Genomic DNA, 13,237 nt, shown 5'->3' with positions numbered 1-13,237 from the left:
CATGGTGCCTTACCAGGTGTTCCGCTGCCAGGAGGGCGACGTCATCGTGGCGGTCGGCAACGACAGCCAGTTCACTGCGTTTTGCGGTGTAATCGACCGGCCCGGGCTGGCAACGGATCCCCGTTTTTCCTCGGCCCCGCAGCGCAATCGCTATCGCGCGGAGCTGATCCCCGAGATCGCGCGCGCCATGCTGACGCGCCCGATGGCGGAATGGATCGCGCGCATGGAAGCGGCCAATGTGCCATGCGGTCCGATCTACAACATGCAGCAGGTATTCGAGGATCCGCAAGTCAGGCATCGGCAAATGCTGCTGTCCATGCCCCATGGCAATGGGGTACAGGTGCCCTCGCTCGCCAACCCCATCCGCTTCTCCGACACGCCGATCCGCTATGAGCGAGCCGCGCCCACGCTTGGCCAGCACACCGACGAAGTGCTGGCGCGGGAACTGGGCTATTCGCCCGAGCGCATCGGCGCGCTGCGCGGCAAAGGGCGGATCTGAGCCCTGGCCGGCGCCGCGCCACATCCATCGATAACAGAAATGGCGGAGACAACCATGCAATGCTTCGTTCGTGCCATGGCAATTGCCGTGGCCTTCCTGTGCATGCCGGCGGCCACGCATGCACAAGGCCGGAACCAGCCCATCCGCTTCATCGTGCCCTATCCTCCGGGTGGCGCCACGGACCAGATAACCCGCCTGGTGGCGCATGAAGCCGCCAATGCGCTGGGCACTCCGATCGTGGTGGAAAACAAGGCCGGCGGGGCAGGGATGATCGCTGCCGAGACGGTTGCCCGCGCCGAGCCGGACGGCAGGACTTTCCTGATCGGTTCGAACGGCCCGCTGGTGATCAACAGCGCGCTGTTCCGCAAATTGCCCTACGACCCTGTCAAGGACTTCGTGCCGGTGGCGGGCCTCGGCAAGACGCCGCTGTTGCTGGCCATCAGGCCCGGTTTGCCGGTGAAGTCGGTCGCGGAGCTGGTAGCCCTCGGCAAGAAGGAGCCGGGCAAGCTGACCATGGGATCGGCCGGCAACGGCAACATCTCGCACCTGGCCGGCGAGTACACCGCCAATGCCCTGGGCTTCAAGGCCACCCTGGTGCCCTATGGCGGCAGCGCTCCCGCCATCATCAGCCTGGTCGGCGGCAATATCGACCTGCTCTTCGACGCGCTGCCGTCGTCGCTGCAACAGGTACGCGCCGGCAAGATCCGCGCGCTTGCCATTCTGGACGCCACGCGCTTTGCGCTGCTGCCGGACGTGCCGACGCTGCGCGAACTGGGTTTTCCCAATACCGATGCCAGCGCGTGGTTCGGCGTGGTGGCCCCGGCCAGGACGCCGGAGCCGGTCATCGCGAGACTGAGCAAGGCCATCAATGTGTCGTTGCGGCAACCCGCGCTGATAGAGAAGCTGCAGGCCATCGGCGCGCAACCCCTTCCTGCCACCCCGGAGGAGTTTGGCCGTCTCCTGAGCGAGGAACGCGCCAAATGGATTCCGGTGGCGAACACCCTCGGACTGAAAGCGGATTAGACCTATGCATACCCTGAACTCCATCGACGCGGTTCGCGCCCGGCTACACGGGCCGGCCGCGGTCAGCGGCTATTTCACCCTTGACCAGGCCACCATCGACACCTTTGCCAACGTGACCGGCGACCGGCAATGGATCCATGTCGATCCGGCGCGCGCCGCCGCCGATTCGCCCTATGGCTGCACCATCGCCCACGGGCTGCTGACCCTGTCGATGGTCACCGTCGCCTACACGCAGTGCTTCAGCCTTCCGGGCTGCAAGCTCCTGCTCAACTACGGCTTCGACAAGATCCGCTTCACCGGCCCGGTGCCGGCGGGTGCCCGCATCCGCGGCAGCTTCCACCTGGYCGGTCTGGAAGACGTCCGCCCGGGCGAGGTGCGCGGCATCTGGCGGGTGGAGATCCATGTGGAAGGGAGCGAGCGCCCGGCCATGGTGGCCACGTGGCTGCTGCAGATGCGCTACTGATCGCCGACAGGAAGGAGAGAATATGGACTGCACCCCGAATTCCCTGCAGGGAAAGAGCATCATCGTCACCGGCGCGGCACAGGGCATCGGCCGCGCCATCGCGCGCCTGGCGCTGGACCTGGGCGCCCAGGTGAGCGCCGTGGACCTGAACGCCGAAGCGCTGGCCGAACTGCGGCTGGCCTGCGGCGACGCCCCGCTGCTGACGCTGGCCGGCAGCGTAGCCGACGCGGAATTTGCCGCGCATGCCGTGCGCGAAGCCGTGGCGCGTTTCGGGGCCGTGCATGGCCTGGTCAACAACGCAGGCATCACGCGCCCGGCCATGATCGAGAAGATGACGGCGCAAGCCTGGCAGCAGGTGATCGACGTGCACCTGACCGGCTCCTTTCACTTCCTGCAAGCGGCCGGCCGCCACATGCTGGAGCGCGCGCGCGCCGGAGACGCCACGGGCGGGGCCATCGTCAATATTTCATCCGACGCGGGGCGCCGCGGCACCATCGGCCAGATCAACTACGGCGCGGCGAAGGCGGGCGTGCTGGGCCTGACCATGTGCGCGGCGCGCGAGTGGGGCAAGTACGCCATCCGCGTCAATACCGTCGGCTTCGGCGTGGTGGAGACGCCGATGACCGAGACCATCCGCAGCGACAAGTTCCGGGACACCTACCTCGCGCAGATCCCGCTGGGGCGCTGGGCGGCGCCGGAAGAAGTGGCGCGTCCGGTTTGCTTCCTGCTTTCCGATGCGGGCTCTTATGTGACGGGGCAGCACCTGTCGGTCAACGGGGGCTACACCATCGGTCTTTGAACCCGGTGCGGCGGCGCCGGCAGGGTGTTCTTGCCCGATGGGTGGCCCACCCGTCGGCGCGCGGCCGGGACGCATCTCGTACCGCTAGCATGGGGGCAGCCAAACACTTTCAAACACGCCGGGCCTGGCGCAGGCAGAGAGGCGCCGGGCGCGCGCGAGCATACGAGGGGACAAGCCAATGGATTTGCGATTCACCGCGGCGGAACAAGGGTTCCGGGAGGAGGTCCGTGCCTTTGCGCAGGACAGGCTGCCCGCCGATATCCGCGACAAGGTGCTGGGCCACCGCCGCCTGGGTAAGGACGACTACGTGCGCTGGCACCGTATCCTGCACGCGCACGGCTGGGGTGCGCCGGCCTGGCCGAAGCAGTTCGGCGGCACCGGCTGGACCGCCATGCAGCGCCTGATCTTCGAGATCGAGACATTCCGCGCCGGCGCGCCGCGCCTGCTCTCGTTCGGCCTGACCATGATCGCCCCGGTGCTGATGAAATACGGCAGCCCCGAGCAACAGGCGCGCTTCCTGCCGCGCATCCCGGGCATGGAGGATTTCTGGTGCCAGGGCTACTCGGAGCCGGGCTCGGGCTCAGACCTGGCCTCGCTGAAGACGCGCGCCGAGCGCCGGGGCGACCGCTACATCGTCAACGGCCAGAAGATCTGGACCACCATGGCCCAGTACGCAGACTGGATCTTCTGCCTGGTACGGACCGATCCCGAGGCCAAGCAGCAGGAAGGCATCTCGATGCTGCTGATCGACATGAACTCGCCCGGCATCACCGTGCGGCCCATCGTCACGCTCGATGGCAGTCACGATGTCAACGAAACGTGGTTCGAGAATGTCGAGGTGCCGGTCGCCAACCTCGTGGGCGAGGAAAACCGTGGCTGGACCTACGCCAAATACCTGCTGGGCCATGAGCGCACCGGCATTGCCGGCATCGGCCATTGCCACCGCGAGTTGCGCCAGCTCAAGCACTATGCCAGCCAGGCCACCGATGGCGCGGGCCGTCCGATGAGCGAGGACGTGCGCATGCGCGACAAGATCGCGCGCCTGGAGATGGACCTGATGGCGCTGGAGATGTTGCTGCTGCGCGCGATCACCCAGGATGGCGGCCGGGGCCCGGGCCCCGAGGCCTCCATCATCAAGATTCGCGGCTCCGAGCTGCAGCAGGATATCGCCATGCTGCAGATGGAGGTGGCTGGCCCGCACGCCTGGCCATTTGCGCCGCAATGGCTCGACGCGGGCTCCGTGCAACCGGTGAGCGGCCCGGACTGGGCCGCGCCGGCGGCCTCGACCTACTTCGATATGCGCAAGACCACGATCTATGGCGGCGCCACCGAGGTGCAGAAGAACATCATCGCCAAGATGATCCTCGGTTTCTGAAGGGACTAAGCAGACATGGACTTCACCTACAGCGAAGAACAGCAAATGCTGGCGGACAGCCTGCGCCGGTTTGTCGACACGGAATATACCTTTACGCAACGCCGCAACAGCGCACGCGGTGGCGGTGGCTTCGACCGCAGGATGTGGTCGGCGCTGGCCGAGATGGGCGTGCTGGGACTGACCGTGCCGCCGGAATTCGGCGGCTTCGGCCAAGGCGCGGCGAGCCAGTTGGTGGTGCATCGCGAGCTGGGCCGGGGCCTGGTGCTGGAACCGGTGATCCCCAGCGCGGTGATGGCTACGGCGGTGCTCGCCGCGTACGGCAGCAAGGCGCAGCAGCAAGCCTGGCTACCCGCGCTTGCCGCCGGCGAGCGCGTGCTTGCGCTGGCCTATCTCGAACCCGCCACCCGTTACCGCCCGGAGGCCGCGCGCGCCAGCGCCGAGCGCCGCGGCGACGGCTATGTGCTCAACGGTATCAAGTCGCTGGCCTGGCACGGTGCGGCCGCGGACGCCTTGCTGGTCAGCGCCCGTGTCGCCGGCAGCAACGACCTTGCGCTATTCCTGGTGCCGCGCGACGTGCCCGGGCTGACCATCGGTGCCTACCCCACCATGGATGGCCTGCATGCCGCGGACCTGACGCTGAGCAATGTGCTGGTGGGCGGCGATGCGGTGATCGGCCAGCCTGCCGATGGCCTGGCCGCGCTCGAGCACGGTATCGATCACGGCCTTGCCGCGCTCTGCGCCGAAGCGGCGGGCGCGATGGAGAAGCTGATTGCCATCACCGGCGAATACCTGCGCAACCGTCACCAGTTCGGCAAGCCGCTGGCGAGTTTCCAGGCCCTGCAGCATCGCATGGCGGATATGCTGGTGCAGGCCGAGCTGGCGCTGTCGATGGCCTATGTTGCCGCGCAGGGGCTGACCGAGTCCGACCTCGCCGCGCGTCGCCGTATGCTGTCCGGCGCGAAGGTGGTGGTGGCGAGGGCTGGCCGCCTGGTCGGCCAGCAAGCGGTGCAGCTGCACGGCGGCATGGGCATGACCGATGAGCTGGAGGTGGGAGACTACTTCAAGCGGCTGACGATGATGGATGTGCTGCTGGGGGATTCGGATTACCACCTGGGGCGGTATTGCGTGGCGATGGCCGCGTAGTGCCTGTGTTCTGAACGGGTGCGGGTGGCCTGCGGCAAAACGCCGGTTTGCGCCCCTCTCCCGCCATGCGGGAGAGGGCGGCATTGCTGGAGTCACCCCAGCGATGAATCGACCCACACGAAAGCCGGATAAACCTCGCTTTCTTCTCTTGTTTCAGCTCGTCACCGACTTGCACTCCAGGAACTCGGCCAGACCCTCGGCCCCATACTCCCGCCCGTTGCCCGAAGTCTTGTACCCGCCGAAAGGCACCGTGATATCCAGCATCGCCCCATTGATCCGCACCGACCCCACCCGCAGGCGCGCCGCCACGCGGCGTGCGCGTTCGGGGTTGCCCGAGGCGATATAGCCGGCCAGGCCGAACACGGAGTCGTTGGCAATCGCGATGGCGTCGTCTTCGCCGTCATACGGGATCATGGCCAGCACGGGCCCGAAGATTTCCTCGCGAGCAATGGCCATGTCATTGCGCACATCGGCGAAAACGGTGGGCCTGGCGTAGAAGCCGCGCTCCAGCCCTTCCGGACGGCCAGGGCCGCCAGCCACCACGCGCGCGCCTTCCTCGATGCCGATGCCGACCATGCGCTGCACCTTTTCGTACTGCCCACGGTTGGAGATCGGGCCCATCCTGGTGGCCGGATCCGCCGGGTCGCCCACGACGACCGCGTTGGCAGCCGCGGCGGCGATGGTGACGGCCTCCTCATAGCGTTCGCGCGGCACCAGCATGCGCGTCGGCGCCACGCAGGTCTGCCCGGAGTTGGCCATGCACTGCGCCACGCCGCTGGTCACCGCGGCTTGCAGGTCGGCATCGTCGAGGATCAGCAGCGCGGACTTGCCGCCAAGCTCCTGGGCCACCCGTTTGACGGTAGGGGCGGCGCTGATCGCCACTTCCACGCCGGCGCGCGTGGATCCGGTGATCGACACCATGTCCACGCCGGGGTGCGAGGAGAGGGCGGCGCCCACGATCGGGCCTGCGCCATAGATCATGTTGAATACGCCGGGAGGCGTGCCGGCTTCGTGCATGATCTCGGCGAAGATGATCGCGTCCAGCGGCGAAATCTCGGACGGCTTGAGCACCACCGTGCAGCCCGCGGCCAGCGCCGGCGCAACCTTGGCGGCGATCTGGTTCAACGGCCAGTTCCAGGGCGTGATCAGCGCGGCGACGCCGATCGCCTCTCGCCGGACATAGCTCTTGGCATGCGCGGTTTCGAACTCGAAATGGCGCAGCGTCTCCACGGCGGCCTGGATCTGCGCCAGCCCGATGGGCGCCTGCACGTTCTTGCACAGCGTGATAGGGGCGCCGATTTCGGCACGCACGGCCTCGGCGATGTCGCCCAGGCGGGCGCGGTAAAGCTCGATCACGCGTTCAAGCAGGGCGATACGTTCCTCGCGGCTGGTTTCCGACCACGCCGGGAAAGCAGCCCGCGCGGCGGCGACGGCGGCGTGGACGTCCGTGGCGGTGCCCATTGCCAGCTTGCCGGCCGGTGCTTCGGTGGCCGGATCGACGATATCCACCAGCGTGCTGCCGGCGGATGGTTCGACCCATTGGCCGTTGATGTAGAAATGGTTCAGCATCTTCATTAGCGTTCTCCTTCGTGTTTTGTACGCGTGGTACGAGCAGCCGGATGCCCGGCTCAGACCGGACGGTCGCCGATGACGGTCGCCCGCATCATGTGCCGTACCGCCGGGAAGTAGTCCTGGACTGCATAGTGCTGGGTGGAGCGGTTGTCCCAGAAGGCAATGGTGTTGCGCTGCCATTTCAGACGCACCTGGTACTCGGGCGCGGCAGCCTGGCGGAAGAGGTATTGCATCAGGTCCATCTCCGCCGGCCGGAAGTCGGAGCCGATGCGGTACGGCTGCTCCCTGGCGTAGTTGGCGAAGTGGGTCGTGAACCCCTCGTTGACGTAGAGGATCTTTTCACCGCTTTCCGGATGCGTGCGCACCACGGGGTGGACCGCGGGCGGGTACTTCTGGCGCATGGCCTCGTACTTGTCGTCCGCAAGGGCCTGGCCGAAGGTCGGCATCGCGTCGTGCACGCCATTGAGCCGGGCAATGCGCGCCTTGACGTCTTCCGGCAGGTTGGCATAGGCCGCCGCCATATTGACCCAGATCGTGTCGCCGCCCACCTCGGGCGTTTCCACGCAACGCAGCATCGAGGCCATGGACGGGACTTCGCGCCATGACACGTCGGAGTGGTACAGGTTCTCGCGGCCGCGCTGCCCCCCGTTGCGGCCAAACACCACCAGCTCCGGATGGTCCGGGTGGTGGCCGATCATGGGGTGGATCTCCAGTTCGCCGAAGCGGCGCRCCACGGCCACATGCTGCGCTGGCGAGATCTCCTGGTCGCGGAAGAACAGCACCTTGAACTTCACCAGCGCGCGGCGCAGGGCGAGATAGGTAGCGTCGCCGAGCGGCTGGCGCAGGTCGATGCCGCCGATCTCCGCGCCGATGGTCGGCGTGGACCGCCTGACGGTAAAGGGCCAGCTCTCGGTGTCCGTCGCCCTGGTTGCAGGCAGGTCGGGGGCGGTAACAGCAGCTTGCATCTTGTGTCTCCTCGTCTTTGGGGCTGCCATCAGCCGCCACCTGGCGCTGGCTGTACGGCAGTTGCATACAGGCTGACGCGTTCGCGCCAGCCAGGCTCCTTGCGAAAGCGCGGGCATTGCGCCACCCATGGCGTCAGTCGTGCCGCGCCGTCATCACCGGGTCGTCCGCCGGCACGCGCCGCATCTTCGCCGTGTCCAGGCGCATCAGCCCGAACGCACCGCTGTAGAAGATGTGGCCCTGCGGATCGACCTTGATCGGCGAGTAGAAGCCGTTGAAGGTCGGGTCGCTGCCAGTGCGGATTGTCATTACGGTCTTGCCGGTGTCGAGATCCATGCCGATGTGGTAGCGATCATTCCACTTGCCGGTGAAATACCCGTCGATGATCGCCATGCGGCCGGCACCGCTGATCATTGGCACGATCGAGATCGAGGACACATCGGTGCGCACCCATTGCGTGCGCCAGGCATGTGCCTTCTGCTGCCACTTGAGGGCGGCGACGCCGGCCGGGCCGGGGCGGGTGGCGCCGTTGACCAGGCTGGCGAAGGTGCCGGACGGGCTGAGCTGGGGGGCGCTTCCGGTGGGAATGTTGTTCACGACGAAGGCATAGTCGCCGAAGCCGGCCACGGATTGCTCCGACTGTACCGACTCCTGCGCCGGCCCCATGTCGACCACCTTCTGGTCGGCGATGCGCGGCGACAGCGTGCCGGGCTTCTGTTTCCAGCCGGCGGGGATCTTGTCCCGCCAGAACGCTACCAGGCGCATCTTCTTCGCGCCGTCGGTGATGACGACCAGCTTGTCCTCATTCGGGCTGAACCCCATCAAGGTCGGCGTCGAGCCGGTGCCGTCGCCGATCTTCGGCGCCGGCATGCGCACGCCGCGATCGTAGGACGCCTGCCATGCGCCGCTGGCTTCGTCGCTGCGGATCTTGCCGTCCTTGTCCACCACCAGGCGGTACATGGTCGTGTTGGATGCGACATACACCGCGCCGCCGTTGGCCTCGGGGCCGGTGGCGAAGCTGTTCATGAACAGTTCGTCCTTGCCCGCAACCGTGAAGACGTCGACGACTTCGAGCGTGTCGCGGTTCAGGGTGATGACCTTGCCGCCCAGCGTATTCACGACCAGGTAGCCGTTGTAAGACATGCCCATGCCGAACAGGATGTCGGCCGGACTGCGCGTGCCGCTCGCCGCCCTGGCATTGTCGAAAAGGGAAGCCGGCAGCGTGATCGCCCGCGGCGCCTTCATCCCGGAGCCCGCTTCCTTCGGATCCTCCTGGTCGATACGGAAGATCTGGCGGCCGCTGCAGCCGTAGAAGGCGTCGTCACGGCCGAGTACCGCATAGACCGCGCCGTTGGCGACCTGATCTTCCGCCAGCGTCAAGGCGCGGTTCGGCTGGGACTTCATATAGTCGAGCAGACCCTGCTCGTCCCTTGCATCGAGGAACGTCTTCACCTCCGCGGCCTGTTCGCGGCGCCGCTCGGCGGTGACCGGCGTGTAGTTCGGCAGGTGTACCGGAATTTCGGTGCGGGCGAGTTCCACCAGCTTGTCGCCATCCACGCCCACCTTGCGCAGCGAAAAGCCGGCCCACCACCAGTAGATGTCCTTGCCGCCGACGCGATCGGCAACCAGGGGCAGGCTCCCCGATTCGTTGGGAATGACTTGCACCGAATCGGGCGTGACTTCGAAGTTGCCGCGCGGCACGGCAAAGCCGACGCTGTCCGTAGCGGCATCGTTCCAGTGAGTCTGGTTGTTGTAGGACTGCGCGAGATACGGGTTGGGAACCGGACCAGCGGGGCCGGCCGCGTGCGCTGCCGCGGCGGCAGCGGCGAGCGTCATCGCCAGGGCAAGCCGGCGGCCGCGGGCGTGGGTACGGTCGGAAGAAAACCGGGTGGTGCAGGGACTTTGCTTCATATCACTCACTTCTGCTTCGGGATGTCGTCTGTCATGAAGGGCCGCTCGGCTTGCCGGCCTACGCCGGGAAAAACCGGCGCGGCCGGTTCCCGGGCGGCCTGGTTACCTGGCGGCCGCGCGGATCAGGTCAGCCGCCTTCTCGCCGATCATGATGGCCGGCGCGTTGGTATTGCCGCCGATCAGGGTCGGCATGATCGAGGCATCGGCCACGCGCAGGCCCTCCACGCCGCGCACGCGCAGTTCGGGGTCGACCACCGCCATGTCGTCGGTGCCCATCTTGCAGGTGCCTACGGGGTGGAATACGGAATCGGCATGCTTGCGGATGTAGGCGCGGATCGCCTCTTCGTTGCCCTCGCCGGCGCCGAACGCATCGATGAGCAGCGCCTTGCCGCCCGCACCTGCCAGCGCCGGCTGCGAGAAGATGCGGCGCATCGCCCTGACACCCGCCACCATGCCTGCCATGTCCGCTTCGGCCGACAGGAAACGCGGATCGATCAGCGGCGCATCGCGCGTATCGGTAGACTGCAGCCGCACGTGTCCCCGGCTTTCCGGGCGCAACACGCAGGCGAGGGCGGTAAACCCATGCTTCAGCTCGCGCCGGCTCATTCCGGTGTGGGTGGGCGAGAGTCCGGGCATGAAATGCAGTTGCAGGTCCGGCTCGGGGAGATCGGGGCGGCTCTTGATGAAGGCGCCGGCTTCGGCCAGGTTCGAGCTGACCATCCCGGTGCGCTCACGCCGGTAGCGCCGGATTTCCGACAGCATCCGGAATACGCCGCCCAGGCTGTAGCCGTACAGATCGGTCGAGCGGACCTGCTGGCAAAGGGTGATGTCGAGGTGATCCTGCAGGTTTTCGCCGACACCCGGCAGATCGTGGACCACGGCGATGCCGTGTTCGGCCAGATGCGATGCGGGTCCGATGCCCGAGGCCAGCAGCAACTGGGGGGAATTGAAGGCGCCGCCGCTAAGGATGACTTCGCGTCTGGCGCGCAGGGTCTGCTCGGCGCCGGCGCGCGACACGCGCACCCCGGTGGCGCGCTTGCCTTCGAAGACCACGCGCAGCGCTTGCGTCCCGGTCAGGACGGTCAGGCCCCTGCGCCCGCCGTTCAGGGCGGTGTCGGCGGCGTTGCCGCCATGCAGGTAGGCGCGCGCGCTGTTCCAGCGTTCGCCGTTGCGTTGCGTGACCTGGTACAGGCCGGCACCTTCCTGCTCAGCGCCATTGAAGTCATTGTTCAACGGCAAGCCGGCCTGCACGGCCGCCGCGACGAAGCGCTGCGAGAAGGGGTTCGGCGTGCGCAGGTCGTTGACATGCAGCGGGCCATCGCTGCCATGGTGCCTGTCGCTGACGCGCTGGTTGCGCTCGCTGCGGCGGAAATAGGGCAGCACATCGTCGTAACCCCAGCCCTTGCAGCCCAGGCGCTCCCAAAGGTCGTAGTCATTGCGGTGGCCGCGGATGTAGACCATGCCGTTGATCGAAGAACTGCCGCCCAGCCCCCGGCCGCGCGGCTGGTAGGAGCGCCGCCCGTCGAGGCCCGGCTGCGCAACGGTGCGGTACGCGTAGTTGCGCGGACCGCGCTTGGGCACCACGGCGGCCAGGGCGAGCGGCGTCCACACGCTGTAATGATGGTCGTCCGGGCCAGCCTCCAGCAATGCCACCGTGACCGCCGGATCTTCCGCCAGCCGCGCCGCCAGGGCGCAGCCGGCCGAGCCCGCGCCGACGACGATGTAGTCATACTCCGCCGCTGCCGCTTGCGCGCGGGAATTCTGTGCTGCGTTGCTCATTCCGTTCTCTCGTATCGTGAAGCGTTGCTCGCTGGCCGGTATCGCCGCGCAAGACACGAGAGCGCGCAAAGGGTCACACCGGGGTTGCGCATGACTGGCAGCCGGCGTGTCTGTGTCTCGCTCCGTATCTCTGAGCCGGCGGTACGGTCGGCCGTACTCTTGGCGGTTCAATACTGCCACGACCTGTTATAACAGGTCAAGGGTGAGGGAGGACTCCTGTCATGATAGGTATAATCCATGGACCGCCAGGATCTCCAGCCAGGGGATCCGCTCGAAACACGAAGGACCCGGACCTTGACCACGCCCCAGCCCAGATTCAGGCAAATCGAAGAAGAACTCCGCCAGCGCATCGTCGACAACAAGCTTGGGCCTGGCGCCAAGCTGCCGTCGGAATCCGAACTGATGGCGGAGTTTGGCGTCAGCCGCATCACGGTCCGGCAATCGCTGGCCGGACTGCACGCCAGCGGCCTGATCGAGAAGTTCAACGGCAAGGGCAGCTTCGTCACCCGGCCCGCGGAGACCTCGAACCTGGGGCCGCTGACGGGCTTCTATGAGGCTTCGCGCGCACGGGGGAAACTTGCCCATGGCAAGCTGGTCTCGGTGCGCAAGATCAAGGCGCCGGCGTTCGCCGTGGAAGCACTGGGCCTGAATTCGGGCGCTGCGCTGCTATGCGCCACTACGCTCCGGATGTCGAATGCCGAGCCCGCGGCCCTCTTCATGATCATGGGTGACGAAGCGGTGATCCGCGCGCTGGTGAAGGAGGACCTTGAGACCAATGACGTCATGGCGATCTTCGAGAGCCGGCTGGGTTACCGGATGAAAGAGGTCACTACCGAAAGCTCGGCGATCCCCGCCGCCGGGGATGTGGCGCGGCGGCTGGGGGTCGCGGATGGAACCCCGCTGCTACGCCTGCGATGCACCCCGATCGATATCCGTGGCATCGCGCTTTGCACATCGGAGCTGATCTTTCGGGGCGACCGCTACTCCCACAAAGCGACGGTGACGCGCTAGCCGGCGTTGTCGAGCGGCGTCCGGAAGCCGGACGGACCCCGTCAGTCAGGCGAGCGTGAAGGCCGGCACCGGCGCTCCATCGGCGGTCGCGGCGAACTTGAGCCGGACCGGCTGGCCGATGCGCACTGCGTCCAGGTCGCAATCGATGATGTTGGTCATCATCGATACGCCTTCCTCGAGCTCCACATAGGCAATGCAGAAGGGCGTGGGACCSGCMCGGCGSGTRACGCTGARCGARTAGACGGTGCCRCGGCCCGAGGCCTGCTTCCATTCGGTCTCGCCCATGCAGAACGGGCACAGCGTGCGCGGRTACCAGTGCGGCTTGCCGCAGGACTTGCARTGCYTGACCAGCAGGCGGCCYTCRCGCGCGGCCTGCCAGAACGCCGCGTTGTCCGGCGACTCGGCCGGTGCTTTCAACAGGGTGGGGGTGTAGGGGTCGCCATCTTGTTACTCCCGTTCCATGATCAAGGTGGCGCTGCCATGGCGCGAGCCGAGATAGCCGCCGGTGCCCTGGGCCAGCGCCAGGTCGCAGTTCCTGACTTGCACGGCCGGGTGCGCTTCGCCGCGCAACTGGCGCACGGCCTCGATCACCTTGGTGATGCCGCCGCGGTTGGCGGGATGGTTGTTGCACAGGCCGCCGCCGTCGGTATTGAAGGGCAGCTTGCCCACGCCGGAAATCAGGTTGCCGTCGGCCACGAA

13 protein-coding genes are annotated in these 13,237 nt (G+C 66.9%); 7 read left to right on the top strand and 6 right to left on the bottom strand.

The features are described from left to right. From AC1DKD_RS30815 to AC1DKD_RS30790, 6 genes are all read left to right on the top strand, one after another. The coding region (locus AC1DKD_RS30815; RefSeq protein WP_477144101.1) for a CoA transferase at positions 1-499 on the top strand (499 nt) is incomplete at its 5' end. A 54-nt stretch (positions 500-553) separates the two neighbouring features. After that, complete coding sequence (locus AC1DKD_RS30810; RefSeq protein ID WP_441630447.1) at positions 554-1,522, top strand: Bug family tripartite tricarboxylate transporter substrate binding protein; 969 nt, start codon at positions 554-556, stop codon at positions 1,520-1,522. A 4-nt stretch (positions 1,523-1,526) separates the two neighbouring features. Beyond that, on the top strand, positions 1,527-1,985 hold the full coding sequence (locus AC1DKD_RS30805; RefSeq protein WP_477144100.1) for a MaoC family dehydratase: 459 nt from the start codon (positions 1,527-1,529) through the stop codon (positions 1,983-1,985). A gap of 22 nt (positions 1,986-2,007) precedes the next feature. After that, positions 2,008-2,784, top strand: coding sequence for an SDR family NAD(P)-dependent oxidoreductase (locus tag AC1DKD_RS30800; protein WP_441630451.1), 777 nt, complete (start codon positions 2,008-2,010; stop codon positions 2,782-2,784). A 178-nt stretch (positions 2,785-2,962) separates the two neighbouring features. Then, complete coding sequence (locus tag AC1DKD_RS30795; protein ID WP_441630453.1) at positions 2,963-4,159, top strand: acyl-CoA dehydrogenase family protein; 1,197 nt, start codon at positions 2,963-2,965, stop codon at positions 4,157-4,159. A 15-nt stretch (positions 4,160-4,174) separates the two neighbouring features. Next, complete coding sequence (locus tag AC1DKD_RS30790) at positions 4,175-5,302, top strand: acyl-CoA dehydrogenase family protein (RefSeq protein WP_441630455.1); 1,128 nt, start codon at positions 4,175-4,177, stop codon at positions 5,300-5,302. A 153-nt stretch (positions 5,303-5,455) separates the two neighbouring features. On the opposite strand, the gene AC1DKD_RS30785 is transcribed toward AC1DKD_RS30790, so the two are convergent. The 4 genes from AC1DKD_RS30785 to AC1DKD_RS30770 all read right to left on the bottom strand — a co-directional run bounded on the left by AC1DKD_RS30785 (position 5,456) and on the right by AC1DKD_RS30770 (position 11,527). Beyond that, positions 5,456-6,877 (bottom strand): aldehyde dehydrogenase family protein, encoded by a 1,422-nt coding sequence (locus AC1DKD_RS30785; protein WP_477111542.1) that lies wholly within the window; start codon positions 6,875-6,877, stop codon positions 5,456-5,458. A gap of 53 nt (positions 6,878-6,930) precedes the next feature. After that, a complete protein-coding gene (locus tag AC1DKD_RS30780; RefSeq protein WP_477144099.1) occupies positions 6,931-7,839 on the bottom strand; it encodes a TauD/TfdA dioxygenase family protein in 909 nt (302 codons plus the stop codon). Between the two features lie 133 nt (positions 7,840-7,972). After that, positions 7,973-9,748: a hypothetical protein gene (locus AC1DKD_RS30775; RefSeq protein ID WP_441630460.1), complete on the bottom strand. Its 1,776-nt coding sequence runs from the start codon at positions 9,746-9,748 to the stop codon at positions 7,973-7,975. Between the two features lie 102 nt (positions 9,749-9,850). Further along, positions 9,851-11,527 carry a GMC family oxidoreductase gene (locus AC1DKD_RS30770; RefSeq protein ID WP_477111540.1) on the bottom strand — a complete coding sequence of 559 codons (1,677 nt, stop codon included), beginning with the start codon at positions 11,525-11,527 and terminating at the stop codon, positions 9,851-9,853. 294 nt (positions 11,528-11,821) lie between these two features. On the opposite strand from AC1DKD_RS30770, the gene AC1DKD_RS30765 reads away from it, so the two are divergent. Further along, the gene (locus AC1DKD_RS30765) at positions 11,822-12,538 is read left to right on the top strand and encodes a GntR family transcriptional regulator (RefSeq protein ID WP_477103644.1); all 717 of its coding nucleotides are present in this window, start codon (positions 11,822-11,824) and stop codon (positions 12,536-12,538) included. Between the two features lie 45 nt (positions 12,539-12,583). On the opposite strand, the gene AC1DKD_RS30760 is transcribed toward AC1DKD_RS30765, so the two are convergent. Together AC1DKD_RS30760 and AC1DKD_RS30755 are read right to left on the bottom strand one after the other, a co-directional pair. Next, positions 12,584-12,955, bottom strand: a complete 372-nt coding sequence (locus tag AC1DKD_RS30760; protein ID WP_477144098.1) for a Zn-ribbon domain-containing OB-fold protein — start codon at positions 12,953-12,955, stop codon at positions 12,584-12,586. Between the two features lie 30 nt (positions 12,956-12,985). Beyond that, the coding region (locus tag AC1DKD_RS30755; RefSeq protein WP_441630467.1) for a thiolase C-terminal domain-containing protein at positions 12,986-13,237 on the bottom strand (252 nt) is incomplete at its 5' end.

It is taken from the genome of Cupriavidus sp. 05T313, assembly GCF_056396665.1.
This window is presented reverse-complemented; position numbering and strand designations above follow the sequence as displayed.

Excerpts from the sequence above, each read along its gene's own strand:
- AC1DKD_RS30790 (WP_441630455.1), top strand. The coding sequence starts at position 4,175 with ATGGACTTCACCTACAGCGAAGAACAGCAAATGCTGGCGGACAGCCTG.
- AC1DKD_RS30785 (WP_477111542.1), bottom strand. The coding sequence starts at position 6,877 with ATGAAGATGCTGAACCATTTCTACATCAACGGCCAATGGGTCGAACCA.
- AC1DKD_RS30795 (WP_441630453.1), top strand. The coding sequence starts at position 2,963 with ATGGATTTGCGATTCACCGCGGCGGAACAAGGGTTCCGGGAGGAGGTC.
- AC1DKD_RS30775 (WP_441630460.1), bottom strand. The coding sequence starts at position 9,748 with ATGAAGCAAAGTCCCTGCACCACCCGGTTTTCTTCCGACCGTACCCAC.
- AC1DKD_RS30800 (WP_441630451.1), top strand. The coding sequence starts at position 2,008 with ATGGACTGCACCCCGAATTCCCTGCAGGGAAAGAGCATCATCGTCACC.
- AC1DKD_RS30770 (WP_477111540.1), bottom strand. The coding sequence starts at position 11,527 with ATGAGCAACGCAGCACAGAATTCCCGCGCGCAAGCGGCAGCGGCGGAG.
- AC1DKD_RS30810 (WP_441630447.1), top strand. The coding sequence starts at position 554 with ATGCAATGCTTCGTTCGTGCCATGGCAATTGCCGTGGCCTTCCTGTGC.